This is a genomic window from Amycolatopsis sp. NPDC059021, from assembly GCF_042739895.1.
GTDB lineage: Bacteria > Actinomycetota > Actinomycetes > Mycobacteriales > Pseudonocardiaceae > Amycolatopsis.
In genome coordinates this window covers 25,568-40,057 of the sequence record NZ_JBHYIQ010000064.1, presented here as the reverse complement: position 1 = coordinate 40,057, position 14,490 = coordinate 25,568, and the positions used below count along the sequence as shown (strand labels likewise).

General features: G+C 66.1%; 14 protein-coding genes. 9 read left to right on the top strand and 5 right to left on the bottom strand.

Features of this window, described 5'->3' with window-relative positions:
- Positions 1-210 precede the first annotated feature (210 nt).
- Positions 211-1,125, bottom strand: coding sequence for an SAM-dependent methyltransferase (locus ACFWX1_RS31220; RefSeq protein ID WP_378393346.1), 915 nt, complete (start codon positions 1,123-1,125; stop codon positions 211-213).
- A 941-nt stretch (positions 1,126-2,066) separates the two neighbouring features.
- On the opposite strand from ACFWX1_RS31220, the gene ACFWX1_RS31215 reads away from it, so the two are divergent.
- Both ACFWX1_RS31215 and ACFWX1_RS31210 read left to right on the top strand, forming a co-directional pair.
- Positions 2,067-2,942: a helix-turn-helix domain-containing protein gene (locus ACFWX1_RS31215; RefSeq protein WP_378393345.1), complete on the top strand. Its 876-nt coding sequence runs from the start codon at positions 2,067-2,069 to the stop codon at positions 2,940-2,942.
- Positions 2,939-3,118: a DUF397 domain-containing protein gene (locus ACFWX1_RS31210; protein WP_378393344.1), complete on the top strand. Its 180-nt coding sequence runs from the start codon at positions 2,939-2,941 to the stop codon at positions 3,116-3,118. Before ACFWX1_RS31215 ends, ACFWX1_RS31210 begins: the two co-directional genes overlap by 4 nt.
- A gap of 560 nt (positions 3,119-3,678) precedes the next feature.
- On the opposite strand, the gene ACFWX1_RS31205 is transcribed toward ACFWX1_RS31210, so the two are convergent.
- The 4 genes from ACFWX1_RS31205 to ACFWX1_RS31190 are packed head-to-tail and all read right to left on the bottom strand — an operon-like array spanning position 3,679 to position 7,040.
- Positions 3,679-4,809: an FAD-dependent oxidoreductase gene (locus ACFWX1_RS31205; protein WP_378393343.1), complete on the bottom strand. Its 1,131-nt coding sequence runs from the start codon at positions 4,807-4,809 to the stop codon at positions 3,679-3,681.
- Positions 4,809-5,903 (bottom strand): MAB_1171c family putative transporter, encoded by a 1,095-nt coding sequence (locus ACFWX1_RS31200; protein WP_378393342.1) that lies wholly within the window; start codon positions 5,901-5,903, stop codon positions 4,809-4,811. Before ACFWX1_RS31200 ends, ACFWX1_RS31205 begins: the two co-directional genes overlap by 1 nt.
- A gap of 52 nt (positions 5,904-5,955) precedes the next feature.
- On the bottom strand, positions 5,956-6,510 hold the full coding sequence (locus ACFWX1_RS31195) for a hypothetical protein (RefSeq protein WP_378393341.1): 555 nt from the start codon (positions 6,508-6,510) through the stop codon (positions 5,956-5,958).
- A gap of 53 nt (positions 6,511-6,563) precedes the next feature.
- Positions 6,564-7,040 (bottom strand): XRE family transcriptional regulator, encoded by a 477-nt coding sequence (locus ACFWX1_RS31190; protein ID WP_378393340.1) that lies wholly within the window; start codon positions 7,038-7,040, stop codon positions 6,564-6,566.
- Between the two features lie 168 nt (positions 7,041-7,208).
- Between ACFWX1_RS31190 and ACFWX1_RS31185 the strand changes: the two genes are divergently transcribed.
- The 7 genes from ACFWX1_RS31185 (at position 7,209) to ACFWX1_RS31155 (ending at position 14,467) form a co-directional block, all read left to right on the top strand.
- Positions 7,209-7,889: a GGDEF domain-containing protein gene (locus ACFWX1_RS31185; protein ID WP_378393339.1), complete on the top strand. Its 681-nt coding sequence runs from the start codon at positions 7,209-7,211 to the stop codon at positions 7,887-7,889.
- A 68-nt stretch (positions 7,890-7,957) separates the two neighbouring features.
- The gene (locus ACFWX1_RS31180; RefSeq protein ID WP_378393338.1) at positions 7,958-10,246 is read left to right on the top strand and encodes a tetratricopeptide repeat protein; all 2,289 of its coding nucleotides are present in this window, start codon (positions 7,958-7,960) and stop codon (positions 10,244-10,246) included.
- Between the two features lie 590 nt (positions 10,247-10,836).
- Positions 10,837-11,178 carry a DUF6355 family natural product biosynthesis protein gene (locus tag ACFWX1_RS31175; RefSeq protein ID WP_378393337.1) on the top strand — a complete coding sequence of 114 codons (342 nt, stop codon included), beginning with the start codon at positions 10,837-10,839 and terminating at the stop codon, positions 11,176-11,178.
- A 326-nt stretch (positions 11,179-11,504) separates the two neighbouring features.
- Positions 11,505-11,828, top strand: coding sequence for a DUF6355 family natural product biosynthesis protein (locus tag ACFWX1_RS31170; protein ID WP_378393336.1), 324 nt, complete (start codon positions 11,505-11,507; stop codon positions 11,826-11,828).
- 248 nt (positions 11,829-12,076) lie between these two features.
- Positions 12,077-12,778, top strand: coding sequence for a prepilin peptidase (locus tag ACFWX1_RS31165; RefSeq protein WP_378393335.1), 702 nt, complete (start codon positions 12,077-12,079; stop codon positions 12,776-12,778).
- A 10-nt stretch (positions 12,779-12,788) separates the two neighbouring features.
- Positions 12,789-13,454 (top strand): hypothetical protein, encoded by a 666-nt coding sequence (locus ACFWX1_RS31160; protein ID WP_378393334.1) that lies wholly within the window; start codon positions 12,789-12,791, stop codon positions 13,452-13,454.
- 395 nt (positions 13,455-13,849) lie between these two features.
- Positions 13,850-14,467 (top strand): hypothetical protein, encoded by a 618-nt coding sequence (locus tag ACFWX1_RS31155; RefSeq protein ID WP_378393333.1) that lies wholly within the window; start codon positions 13,850-13,852, stop codon positions 14,465-14,467.
- The last annotated feature ends 23 nt before the right edge of the window (positions 14,468-14,490 follow it).

Sequence of the window (14,490 nt, the reverse complement as noted above, 5' to 3'; positions counted from 1 at the left end):
GGGCGGTGGTTGGGGTGGGGGGGGGGTGTGGTGCGGGGGGGGGGGGGGGCTCGGGCCGGGGGGGGGGCCGGGGTGTGGGGGCCCCCCCGGGCGCGGGCCGACCCGGCACCGTCCGGGGCGCCGTGCGGCGGCCGCGCCGGGCGGTGGAGCAGTGGGTCGGCCATACGGTGCACGACCCGGGGCCGGAGGGGGTCGTGCGCGAAGCGGGGGTCATCGGATCGTCACCGCCACGGTGGCCACCATCCCCGTCGCCTGGCTCGGCGGGCCGGGCCGCAACTGGGGGCCGTCGGGCCACCACTGGTCGCACGGGACGAACCCGGCTGGCGCGGGGTGGGGTCCGGAGGGGATCGGGGTGACCGTGGCGGGCAGTAGCTGATCCAGTTCGTGGATCGGCCGGAAGCGCGTTTCGCCGAACGCGAACTCCAGGGCTTCGCGGACGCGACGGGCGGCCGCTGCACCCGTGGGCGCGGTGTAGGCGGAGAGCACCAGGACACTGCTGGGGGCCAGGAGCGCGGCATAGTCGGCGAGCACGGCGGCGGCGGTGTCGTCGTCGCAGTGGCTGATCGCCGTGCCCAGTTGCACTACGACCGGTTCGGCGAAGTCCAGAACGACGCCGTCGTCGCCGTCGAGACCGGTCAGGGTGTGCGGGGCGAGGACGTCGCCTGCGGCAACGTCGACCTGGTGCGGCAGGTCGGACAGCCAGGCTCGAGCGCGGGCGAGCGTGACCGGGTCACACCCGACATACAGCACAGACGTGCCCGGGCGGTAGCGGTTGATCACCGCGTGCAGCGGTTCCCACCAGGCGGGGGCGACCATCAGGTCGGCCAAGAGGTACTGGGCGGGCGCGGCAGTTGTGGCGAGATGTCGCAGCGCCCGCAGCGCAGACTCGTAGGGTGCGGAGGCCAGCACGTCGGCACCCGCGACGGCGGCCCGCACCTTATCGGCCACCCATTGGTCGATGTCGTACGGATGCGGTTCACCCAGCAACGCTTCGAGGACCCGGGCCGGGGACGGCTGAAGCTCGTCACCGCCTGGTCGAGCGAGATACCGGCCACGAACTGCGGGCGTGCCGGTCAAGACGTGGGAAACCAACGCACGGGGACCCGCGTCGATGGTGGCTGTCATCGCGTCTCCTGATCGCGGATCACTGCTGTTCGTGTCCGCGCCGTAGCGGCGGGGCCGCGTCGGCTGCGGTGTCGCCGCACGGCGCCTATAAACCCGGCGTTGCAACGGCAAAAGCGTCCAGCGAATCGGCTGCCACAAAGATCAGCCTGTCCGCACATGATGAGTACCTCGCAAGGAAAAGGAAGCGGTGGAGGCGGTTTGTCGGGGATAGCCGCCTCCACCGCCGCTTGGGGCGGCAGACGAGAGAGGGAGCCTGGGCGCGCATTCCTTTGGGGGCGCGGGGAAGCGCGTGCCGTCAGGCTCGACCCCACCCGCCCGCCGCCGATGTGCCCGGAGCGCAGCCGCGCCTGCTGTCACGCGCGCCCACGGGCTGGCTTGGGCGCTGTCAGTCAGGTCGACTCGAAGGTGAGCGGCCTTCGCCGCAATCATGGGACGTGACTGCTTCAGGATCGAGCCGGTCAGCCTCGTCCATGAGCGCCAGGCCGACGTCGTACAAGCGCATGCCGAGATCTCGTAGCCGTGGTGCGAGTTCAGGGCCGACGTGACCGGAGTGCGTGAGCCGGATGATGGCGCTGGGGAGATCAGCGGAGAGTTCGCGTGCCTTCCCGACAACGGCAGACGTTCGGGTATCCACGGCCTGGGTTCCTCTCGAAGTATGGCGTTGAGCTGCGTCAACGCGCCTTTCGGCACTTCGGCGTGCAGGCCGGGCACCCTGCGTTCCAGCAGACGACCGGTGGTGCACGTGCACCACCCGGTTCGCCGCTGATGCTGCAGCAAGGGATATGCTTGCTGGTAGACATCGCCTAAGGGTTCTCATGTAACACCTCAGCTGGTGCATAGTTAGGTATGGTGCGCACCAATATGCACCACATGCACCAGCGGTGCAATACCGCGAACGGGTGCTAGCGTGAAGTCGTGGTCCGACCGGTAGGGTTTGGTGCATGGTGCGCACCAATCCGCAAAGTGTGGCAGCGACAAGCCGTGAGCGAACGCTCGCTGGCTTGCTGCGTGCCGAATTCGACGCCAGGTCGGACATCTCGATGAGGCAGCTCGCGACGCAACTCGGCGTGAATCACTCGACGCTGTCTCGATGGCTGGATGGGAAAGTCTCGCCAGACGCCGAGCGTGTTTCCGGCCTTCTCGCCTGTCTCGGCGTCGTCGGTGATCGCCGCGAGCAGATCATGCGCGTGGCACGCGGCGGGCCCAGCGCGGAAACGTGGGTCACGCCCGGTCCGACCGGCGTCGCCGAGCATCTGGTCGGTGCGATGGAGATGGAGGCTCAGGCTGTTGCCGCCACGGAGTGGCAACCGCTGGCGGTGCCTGGCTTGCTACATACGCGCGAGTACGCTCGCGCGATCATCAGTCGCGATCGCAAGGCCACGTCCGCGGATGTCGAGCATCGAGTGACGTTGCGGCTCGGGCGCCAACACGCTCTCCTGCGGGATGACCCGCTTCCGTATACGGCCATTCTGGGCGTACCTGCGATACATGGGCGCATTGGTGGCGACGAGGTCATGGTCCCGCAGCTCAAGTATTTGGTGAGAGTCGCCAGCCGCGAGAACGTCACGCTCCGGCTCGCGGAAGTTGACGGGGACTGGCACGGCGGACTGCTGGGGAGCTTCACGCTCTACGACTTCGCTGAACCGCTCCCGTCGATCGTTGCTCTGGAACACCACCGGACCGCGAGCTTCGTCGATGGTGCTGCGGATGTCGAGGACTACGAACAGCTCGCCATCGACCTGCTCGATCTCGCTTACAGCCCAGATGAAAGCTTGAACCTGATCAACGAAGAGATCAAGAAACGGGAGACGACATGATCGACCGCCGCGAGAGCGCGTGGCGCACCTCCAGCTACACCGGCGAGCAGGGTAACTGCGTAGAGGTGAAGCTCGCTCACACCGTGGGTGTTCGTGACACCAAGGACCGCGAGGGCGGTCAGCTCCGCCTCCGCGGTGCGGCGTGGCGAGCGCTGCTTACCACGATTCGCGACTAGAGCAGGTTTCCTCGTCGGCTGTCCGTTCCGCGCAGTAAGTGGTGCTGCCGAGAAGATAGGGCGGGTTCCTGGCGTAGAAGACACATCGGGACCCGTGCTTGGCGTCAGGAAGCGAGCACCATGGGAGCCGGCGGGAGCTGTTCTTCGATGAGTTGGTCGAGGAGGGGCGGCAGGGCGGGGAGCAGTTTGTCAGCGCATTGGTGGTGGTCCACCGTCATCGTTCGATGAGACCAGCGCGTTCGTTCGTCGTTGGCCGGAGCACCGCGCGGGGTGTGGTGTCGGCTGTACGGGCGAGGCGGACATGGGTGTGGGGCGTTTGCGAATCTGAACGTCCCCCACCGGTTGTGCCGTGAGGGTGGCGAAGCGGCGGAGCACTTTGTCCTAGCCGAGGGGTTGGGTGATGGCGTGGAGGTCGGGGCTGCGGGTGGAGCCGGTGATGGCGATCCGGATGATTTGTGAGGCTTCGCGGATGGAGCCGGGGTAGGCGTCGGGGTCCTTCTTGTATTTCTTGGCGTTGCGGGCGAAGCGCCTGATTGTGTAGCTGAAAGAGATGAGATCTTCTATCCGCGGACGTCCTCTCCGGCGGGCTTCTGCCAGTCAAGGTGGTGCAGGTAGGCCCATTCCGGTCCGATTGAATTTGAGCGGCGTCCTGTCGAGAGAGCGACTACGGTTTCGGCTCGTTCCCGTCGTTCGTTTACGAAGGTGCTGAGGGCGGTGGCCAATTCGAGGTCGCGGAGGCATTGGCCCAGTACGACTGCGTCCTCAAGGGCCATAGACGCGCCCTGTTCGCTGCCAGGTGGTGCGACATGAGCGGCGTCTCCGATCACGACCGCTCGGTCGGAATGCCAGTGGGGTAGGTGGGGCAGCGCACGGTCATCTGATGCGAGAATTTGTGTGGCTGCCCTGACAATGGGTTCTGCGGGGCTGTTGTCAGCACGGAGCAGCTGCAGCAGATGGCGACGCCAGATTTCGGTGTCCGGCGCAGGAGTCGTTGGCGGGTCGGGGGTCTTGACGTTGGTGAACCAATAGCACCCGTCGACCGGATCTGTGATGTAGGCCAGGAATAGCGATGGGCCGAGGTAGGTTCGGAGCATTTCGTTGGCGGGGGGAGTATCGGCAGGAGGCTGTGGGGTGTAGCCGTAGACGGTGCGTGAGCCGCGGTATTCCGGCTGTGGTGCGTCTGGGTCGATCAGGGTGCGGATCGTTGATCGGGTTCCGTCGGCGCCGATCAGTATGTCGCCGTCCAGTTGGCGGCCGTTGGCGAGCGTGACGCTGACACGGTTGCCGGTCTCGACGGCCGAAGTCACTCGGGCACCGTGCTGAAATGTCGTTCCCAGCCGGCGTGCGTGGTCGTGAAGCGCGCCTTGGAGCCGGGCCCACGTGACAAAACGAGGCTCGAGTCCTCGGTCGGTATCAGGGTCCTCGAACGTCAACTCGTTCTGTAAACGCCCGTCGGTTGACCAGCGCTCACGGCGTCGGAGCGGCATCGACACGTCGAGTACTGACTGGAGCGCGTCGATGGCTTGCAGCGCATCCAGGCCGTTGGGGTTGAGGCGTAGGAATGCACCTGCTCCGCCGTTGTCCGCAGGCCGTTCATCGATGACGGTGACTTCGATCCCCGCCTTGCGCAGTGCAATGGCGCTGGCACATCCGGCGATCCCGCCTCCTGCTACCAGGGCGTGGCTGGTCATCAAACTCCTTGGTTCGTTCGCTGCGCATAGGCGCTGGACAGGGCGAGCAACATCCGTATCTCTTCTTGTCGATCAGGTAGGTCGGGGACGGCGACGGGAGTGGCTGTCGCTGTAGTGGGCGGCTCGCCGTTGGCATGGCGGGCGAGTGCGTCCTGGATCGCTGGTGCCAGATCAACAGGGGTGGTAGGTGGGTTGGTGCCGAGGTAGGGAGACAGATGTACGAGGCCGTCGCGGATCTCGATGAGACGGCGATGATGACGACGGTGCACGTTCGCCGGATTGATTCGAGACCAGCGGGCGTCGTCAGGCAGCCGGAGCGTGTGTTCGGGGAAGGCTTCGCTCAGGGCGGTCCAGAGGGGTCGCAGGCTGCGGTATTCGCGGATGTGCCGCAGCCACGCCCGGAGTGCGGCGAGACGTGTGACGGCGGCGGGGTACAGGGCACCTATTACGAACACCTGGACGCCGTACAGCATCGCGATTCCGAAAATTGCCGTGATCGGCCCGATGCCGTGACCTGTTCTCCACCGCGAGATGACACCGATTGCCTGGATGAAACAGCCGGCCGCGATGGTGCCTGCGCCAAGTGCAGCGATAGCAAGACCAACCTTGACTCGCACGGTCGCGGTGAACGCGAGGCGCAGCGCGATGACGACGGCCGCAGTGAGAACAACTCCGCAGTAAAGGTCGGAGGTCAGGTCGATGATATGCGTGTGGGTGAGTGAAGAACGACCGCTCAGGGCTGCCGTACCGCCGATGAGCAGGGCAACCGTAAGCAGCCCGGTGTGCCACCACAAGCTGCGGCGAAGGCGCCCGCCGGAGCGGCTTGCGACGAGGTAGAAGAACGTAACGCCGTAGCAGACAAGTACCGGATTGAGGGTGTGTCCCACCCAGAGCAGCACGTTGTCACGCGTGGTCGACGGGCCGCCTGAGCGGCCGTTGATCGTGTTGATCGTCCACCCGGCCACCGCGACGGCAAGCGTGGCCACGATCACCCGCAGCGGAAGAGCCTCGGGCCTGCGGGCCAGCTGCGCGCCCTTCCACAGCAGCCCAATGACGAGCAGGGAGATCTGAATCCCGTACAGCCACGAGGTCATCGGGGCCTCAGCGGGGTGCGACGATGTAACTCGTTGTTCCGCGATCGTCGCATCACAGCCATCCCAAGGAATCCGTGAGTGCTTGGTCAACTCGGGCGGTCGTGGTGTTCGCCACTGGCCGGGCGATGGACACGGCGTCAACTACTGAGGCCCATTCGAGGATGGTGGTGGCGACGACCTCGGCTTCGCGTTCGTTGTCCGAGTCGTAGCACGAGCGTCGCAGCGCGCGACGTACGGCATCCGGTCCGATGTCGGGATACTGCTGGCGCAGGGTGTCGGGCTTCGTTCCAGGGTAGAGCTCGGCCATCAGGGCGTCGTCGACCTCGTCACTCTGATGGCCAGCGAGGATATGCCCGAGTTCGTGCAGGACGATGTGATCCTGATGCAGCTTGCTGGTTTCGTCCTGGAACAGGATGTATTCAGCCTTTGTGGTGGAGATCCACACACCGAAGGGCCCGGGAACGGGAATGGGGTGAGGTACGAGCCGAATGGGTTTTCCGCGGCGTTCGCCGATGTGGTGGCATAGGGCAGCGACGTCCAGCGGCGGTTGGACATCCAGGGTGCGCAATAGTTCACGGCATCGTCGGCGTATATCCCTGGTGCTCATCGTCAACCCTCCCCGGTTGTGCTGAGATCAGCATGGCTGATCTTGGTAGGGTGCTACCTCTGGTCGTCCTTGCTTGACTCGTTCGAGTGATCAGTGTGCTCGGCTGCTTCGAGCCGGTAGACGTAGTCGACGAGATCGCGCACCTGCTGCCGACCTGCTGCCGAGAGTTTCCCGGCGCGTGCGGCGATCAGTTGGATGTCATGGCTGGTGCTGGCGTCGTGGTCGCCGGCCAGTTGGCGGTCGACGCGTTCGGCGACCTCGTCGTCGACGAAGTAGGAGACCGGCACCTCGAAGAAGGCCGCGAGAGCCTTCAACAAGTCCGTTGTGGGGTTATCCTTCGTGCCATTGCGCAGCTGCCACAGATACGCCTGCGAGCAGGTTTTCACCAGACCGGTAGCGACTGCGGCGTCGGCGACGTACTGGTTGCTGTACTCGCGGCCATTAGGCCGCCGTTTCATTGAGTAGAGGTGGTTCAGCTTCGCGGCCAGCGTTCGTTCCGACGACGCCGGCTTCGGCGGTTTCTTCACCACGCAGCCTCCCGTGACGCTGTGGTGATTGACCACCCAATCGAGTGATCACTTTTTCCTCAGTTGAGATTTCGCGCAGTCCGAGTCTAGACTTCGTGGGACCCGAGCTCAACCGACACCGAGCACCGTCACTCTGACGGTCGATACCCGACGGCAAGATCATCATGTCGGATGGAGGGTCCGATGCGCGTCGTTTCCTCAGGTGCTGTAGGACAGCCGAAAACCGATGACCTGGCACGCTGTCCGGCGTGCGGGCAGCTTCTTGATTATCGGTCGACGGACCCCTTGACCGGCTTGCTCGATCGGCGCAGCTGGGATGAGCGCGCAACCGAAGCGCTTCAACGTGGCGGCGTGAACAGTCTCCTTATCGCCGATGTAGACCGGTTCAAACGGATCAACGACACTCTTGGGCACCAGGCTGGTGACACGGTGTTGCAGGTCATCGCGGCGGTTATCGCCGGGGCCGTACGTGAGAGTGACATCGTGGGCCGCTACGGCGGTCACGGCGGTGACGAGTTCCTTGTGTTTCTCCCCGGAGCGGAGCGTTCCCGAGGTATGGCAGTAGCCCAGCGGATACAAGCGCAGGTTCGAGCCGAAACCATCGTCGTCCGATCTGTACACGGGCCACTTGTCCCTGTATCCCAGATCGCCGTATCTATCGGGGTAGTGACATGGTGCTGCACTCAGGAAGAAGACGACCTGCGGAGCTTGGTGCGCCGCGCCGACGCTGCCTTGCTAGCCAGTAAGCGGGCTTGTCGAGACGGGATTGGGTCAGCTGCCGATGCAGTCATATCGTCTGGCAAGGCTGCCTCCATAGATTCAACTCGTGGCGAGAAAAGACTCTGTCGATAGCCAGCGAAAACCGAGAAACAACATGAAACGTATTCACCTGGGGGCTTGTCTGTGACGGGGAGACACAGATGCGCGCTACCAACGTTTTCGCAGAGGCGGTGCATCGGCTGGCACGTGAGCGTGGCCTGTCGTTGGGAGCGGTTGTGGGTCGGACGACTTACAGTCGTAGCTACTTCTCGAAGCTGCTGAGCGGTGAGCGGCGGCTGCTGCCGGACCCGGTCCGCGAGATCGACGAGGCGCTGACGGCAGACGGTGAACTGGAGCGGATCGCCGCAGAACTGCGGTCCGCTGACCCGGCGGACGTCGAGCCGCCACGGCAGCTGCCGCCCGCGGTCGCGGATTTCGTCGGCCGTGACGACCTGTTGGCGGTGATGGACGAGAAACTCCTGGCGCCGTCGGACCCGGGGACGGTCGCGGTGGTGGTGCTGGAGGGCGGCTTCTGGGTGGGCAAGACCGCGCTGGCCACCGAGTGGGCCGCGACGCGGGAGGAGGCCTTCCCGGATGGCTGCCTGTTCGCCGAGCTGCACGGATTGAGCTTGAAGACGGCGGATCCCGGCGACGTGCTGGATGGGTTCCTACAGGACCTGGGCGTGGCGCCGGCCGAACTGGTGGGGAAGTCACTGGCGGAGCGCGCGACGCGGTATCGAACGTTGCTGGCCGAGCGGCGGGTGCTGGTCGTGCTGGACGACGTCGACGGGTACGAGCAGATTCGGCCGTTGCTACCGGGACCCGGCGGCGCGGTGCTGGTGACCGCACGCAGGCATCAGGCGGAACTGCTGCGCAGGACCGGTAGTTTGCGGATCCAGGTCCCGCCGCTGGAACGGGACGAGGCGGTGAGGTTGCTGCGTACCCGGATCGACGGCCGAGGTGGTGACCGCCGGATCGATGACGAACCCGCGGCGGCGCAGACACTCGTGGCGCGATGCGCGCGGTTGCCAATGGCGGTGCGGCGGGCGGCCGAGCACCTGCGGACACAGCCAGAGATGTCGATCGCGAGCCTGGCCGAGCGACTCGGCGTGGACCACGCCCGGCTGGAACTGTTCACCTCCACCGATCCCGCGACCGATATCCGCGGGGCGATCGACCGGTCCTATCAGAGCTTGCCACCGCGGACGGCACGAGTGTTGCGACTGTTGGGGATCGCTCCCAGCGCGACGATGAGCGTCGAGTCGACCGCCGTGCTGGCCGGTATCGCCCCTGATGAGGCTCGCGCGGCGCTGGACAGATTGCGCGAGACGTATCTGATAGAGCCCACGTCGGCGGTGGGCCGGTGGCGGCTCAACTTGCTGGTGCGGGCGTATGCCCAGCGGCGGGGGCTCGTAGAGGAGCCGCTGCGGGAGGTCGAGCGGGCGCATGATCGTGTGCTGCGCTGGTATGTGGCGACCACGCGTACGGCGAACAACGTGCTCATCCCGAACTGGACGGGCACCGGTCTGGTCGACGACGCGGCTGACGGCGCCGAGCCGCTGCGGTTCGCCGGCGTTGACGGTGGGTTCGAGGCGGCGATGGGCTGGTGCGAGGCCGAGGTCGATACCGCATTGGATCTGGCGCGGCAGGCCCGCCCCCACGGGGCAAGGGATACCTTGTGGGAGTTGTCGACGGCGTTTCTGCCGTATTTCGTGCTGACCCGGGATTGGGCTCGGTGGCGGATCGCGGCCACCGAGGCACTCGCCGCCGCCACCGCGGCCGAGAGCGTGCCAGGACGGGCGCGCAGCCTGCAGGCCCTGGGGTGGGTCCAACACGAACTCGGACGCACCGACGAGGGGATCCGCGCACTGCGCGAGGCCCTGCGACTGCAGACCGACCTCGGGGATGACCGCGCCCGCGCTTGGACCGCGTCCGGGCTCGCCCGCGCCTACGCCAGTCAGCAGCGGCACACCGACGCGCTGGCTATGTACGAACTGGCCGACACCCTGTTCGTCGAGCACGAGGTCGGCATCGGCATCGCGGTGAATCGGGCCATGCTCGCCGGCACCCAGCTCGCGCTCGGGGACGGGAAAGCGGCGATGCGGTCGGTGCGGGATGCCTTGCGACGATCCCGCGAGTTCACCTCGACTGCGGTCACCAGCCTGGCTTATCACCAGCTCGGCATCATCCTGCAAGGCAAGAACTGTCACCGCGCGGCGGTGACCCACTTCGACACCGCGCTGGCGCTGCGCCATCGGCGCTGGCAGCGCTGGGAGAAGGCGGACACCCTCATCGCCCGCGCCGAAAGCCAAACCACCCTCGGCGACCTGTTCCGGGCTCGCCAGAGCTACCAGGACGCCTACACCCTGCTCGAGGAACTCGACGATCCGCGGATGCTCGATATCCGCACTCGCCTCGCTGCGCTCGACACCCAGCTGCACCTGCGCTGAAACCCCGCACGCCGGCCACTCGCCCAGCAGCGCGGTGCTCCTTTGACCACTGACGTGGGCGGACCCTTCGCGCCGAGCCGTCGAATCCACGTCGTACGCCCGATCCCGGGAGCACTACTACCCACCTCGGCCCGACTGTGAATCACGGCCGTGCTCAAACGCGCATCCACGAGTCGTCCTCGTAGTCAATCATGCGCATAGTGCGACATTCACGCCCCTTATTCTGAAACCTCCTCGTATTTGCACAAAATGTGCACAAAATCCGGGCCTGCGTGGGCTGATTTTGTGCACATTTCCGTGTCCCGCAGGAGCTCGCGATGGTCCACAGTGGAGATATCGAAGCGAACGCCGCTTCGGCACCGTCCCAACAGGATCGGCCACTAGCCCGGTCCTCAGTGGATTCGGGTGAGCCCGCGACGGCCTCGCGGTGAATCCCGGCGTGACCTACCCAAGGGACACGCAGGCGGCTCATGACCGCCCATGTTTCCTCGGCCTTACAACGCGTTTGTCGCTTTTTGTGTCGTGGTCTCGCGCGCTGAACCGCGCGGTGTCGCCGCGGTCAGATGCCGAAGATGGAGAAAGGAAATGCTATGTCGAGGTCTTCTCGTGTGAGCCGGGTCCGGATGAGCATGACCGGTGCCGCGGCCGCGGTGACCGTAGCTGGGGGGCTGATCGGTACGGCGCTGCCCGCGTCGGCAGTCCCGGTGTCGACGCAGGAGCCATGCGGCTACCTCGGTTGGGGCCAGTACAGGCACTGCGACGGCGGCACCGGATCCACCGTCATGCTCGACGTCCAGGACATTTGGGGCACCATCTACAACGAGTGTGTCGGCCCCGGCGTCCACGACCTTCAGCCGGGGATCCGCTGGAGAGTTACCGGTGCCTGGTGGAACGGCGGCGTCGGCTGCATCGCCGGCGGTCCGTGGGGCTGACCTCACCGTTGCCACACCCGCTGGGACGCCGCCCTCCCCACCGGGCCGGAGCTTCCCTGCCCTCCGGCCGCGGCGTTCCAGCACCGGCTCCGGAGCACGGCGTGGCGGGCACCCTCCGCCCTTTCACCTGCGCGTCCGCCACGCCTCTGCGTCAGAACGGTCACCTCACATACTCGATCGCGCACCGGCGTATCCGAGGCGAACACCGCATTCCTCAGCTGCGCGGCCGGTTCTGGGAAGGCCGCGTCGCGAACTCATTCTTGAATGTAGAAAGAACGGATAGTGCAATGGCTAGGTTTACTTACATAAGCGGTCTTCGGAATGGCATGACCGGCGTCGCGGTCGCCACCGCGGTCGCCGGAGGTCTGCTCGGCGCGACAGAAGCGGCGTCGGCGACCCCGACCGGCAGTAGCGCCACGGTTCCCGCGACGGTGACCGATCCGTGCGGATACCTGAGTTGGGGCAGCTATCGGCATTGCGACGGTGGCACCGGCTCCACGGTCATGCTCGATGTCCAGGACGTCTGGGGCAACATCTATCACTACTGCGTCGGCCCGGGCGTGACCAACCTCCAGGCACCGATCCGGTGGAGAGTGACGGGCGCGTGGTGGAACGGCGGAGTCGGCTGCTCACCCGGCTTCTACGGCTAAAGCCCCGCCCGCGCCCCCCAGCGCCGCTGGTACGCCGCACCTTTCCAGGCCGACCCCTCCCTCCCGCACGTCGGCCGCGGCGTCCCAGCGCGCGGAAACTCCGGGACCGCGCACCTGCCCGGAGTCCAGCGTGGCGGGCACCAGCGTTGCCCCCTCACCTGGCTGCCCGCCACGCCCCGCTCGGTACACAGCTTCATCGAAGCCCCTTTGTGAAATAGCAGAAAGATACGTCAGCAGGGAGATCGATCATGTCCGTGCTCGTGGTGTCGCCGCAGGAACGCCGGCCGCAGCAGCGAGGTTTCGTCGCACTGACGGCCTCGGCCGAACACCGCCCCGACGCTCCACCGTGGCCTCGCACGAGCGTCACGGCGCTGATATCCCGGGCCGCGCGCTCCGCACGCAGAGATCGGATGCTTGGGTGCACGGTCCTGCTCGCCGCTGGCGGCCTTGCCGTGGTGGCCTGGCGTGTTGGACTCGATGGAGCGCTGATCCCCTATGGGCTGCTCGTGGTGCTGGGGGCGCGGCTGGCCGTGATCGACTGGCACACCCGCGTGCTGCCCCGCGAGCAGATCTACACACTGTTCGCTGGTGAGATAGTCGCATTCAGCATCCTCACTGTGCTCCGCGACGACGGGGAACCGCTGCTGCGCGCCGTGATGGGGGCGGCGGCGCTCGCCGGGGTATTCCTGCTCGTCGCGCTGGCCCAGCCAGGCGGAGTCGGCGCCGGCGACGTGCGCCTGGCCGGTGTCACCGGGCTCGTCGCCGGATGGTGTGGCTGGCCCGCGCTTGTCACGACACCGGTTGTCGCGGTACTGACCGCCGCGTTAGTGGCCTGCACGCCGCTCCGCCAGCAGGACGAGGCGGGACGGGTGGTGGTGCCGTTCGGGCCTTGCCTGCTGCTGGCCGTTGTCCTCGTCACCACCGGGCTCGTCCCCACGATCGGCGACTAAGGAGGTGTTCATGCAAACAGGTGAAGCTTCCATCGACCTTCCGTTTCTCACGTGGCCGCGTTGTTTGCTAGCGGAAGGCGTGATCACCACATCGAGGAGGGGAAAGACCATGACGGCTCGGACGAACGTACTCGCGGCCTTCAGCACGGGCGCTGCACTGGCTCTTGCCGGCTGTTCGACATCGGACAACGCCGCAACACCCACCCCAGCCACCGCGGCGACGAGCGCGACTTCGTCCGCGCCAGTACCGGCATCACCCGCCGACGTAGCCAAGCAGCAGGCAATCACCGCTTACCTCGGTATGTGGAGCGACATGGCCGATGCGGCGACGACCTCGGATTGGCAGTCACCCAAGCTCGCGCGCAACGCGACAGCCGAGGCGTTGTCGAAGATTTCTCGTGGTCTGTACGCCGACCACTACAACGGACTCGTATCCAAAGGCAAGCCGGTGAACAACCCGACAGTCGAATCCATCGAGCCTGCCACCAACCCAACCACAGTCAACATCATAGATTGCGGCGACGACAGCACCTGGCTGAAGTATCGCGCGGACAACGGCCAGCCAGCCAACGACGGACCCGGCGGACGCCGCCACATCAACGCCAAGGCGAAAAAAGCCGTCGATGGAACCTGGAAAGTGACAGATTTCGCCATACAGGAACCAGGGACATGTTAAAGCGCACGCTCGTCGTCACCGGAATCACCACCGCGTCGGTTCTCGTCTCCGCGATGCCGTCCTTCGCAAATGGGTGGGGCACTGTCGACTGCAGTCAAGACCCGTCGCCGTACTGCCAACTCGGAGCCGGGCAGGCAGGCCAACCTCCCCTGAAACCCCACGGGGACGCGAACCCGAAACCCAACCAGCCAAAAAAGCAAGATGACAACAGCCCAGACGCGTCTGGGCCTCCTGGTGACCGGATCGTTGGCGGCTCAAACCTTGCTAACTGTTCTTACATTCGCAGTGATTACCAGCCTCCGACGAATGGTGTCCAAACGGTCGCGCATCGACCGCGCGAGTCCCGGTTCGGTAGCGTGCGATTTGTTTCCCTGAACGGGCGCTGGGTTAGCGGTGTGGTGCTGGTGCAGGCTTCCGGCCAGGGTGGGGCCTGGTACACCTACCAGTGCTCGGGATCTGGCTTCCGGGATGGGTTGTACCGGGCGCCGGTGTGGATTCCCGACGGCGAAGCCCTCGGTGCGGCGCCGCTGCCGTCGCCGGAGGAACTGGCGCAGCAGGCTCGGTCGCAGTTGCGGGTGCCCGCCGCGCGGATTGTGTCCGATCCGGCGGGAACCAAGCTGGTGCACTTGCCGACCTGGTTGTGGCTGGATCGCGGCGGCTGGGGTGTGCGGTCGGCGACCGCCTCGGTGCCGGGGGCGTCGGTGACCGCGACCGCGGCTCCGGCCTCGGTGTCGTGGTCGATGGGTGATGGCAGCGTGCTCACCTGCACCGGTCCGGGTACTTCGTTCCCGGTGGGTGGGGATCCGCGGGCGGTCTCGCCGGATTGCGGGCACACCTACCACCGCTCCTCGGCCGGCGCGCCGGGGCAGGCGTTTGCGGTGTCGGCGACGGTGCACTGGACGGTGACCTGGTCCGGCATGGGCGCGGGCGGCACATTTCCTGACATGACGACCAGCGCGTCGGCGGCGTTCCGCGTCGCCGAGGCCCAAGCCCTCGGAACCGGTCACCGCTAACGATGTCCCGGTTCCTGTTTTCC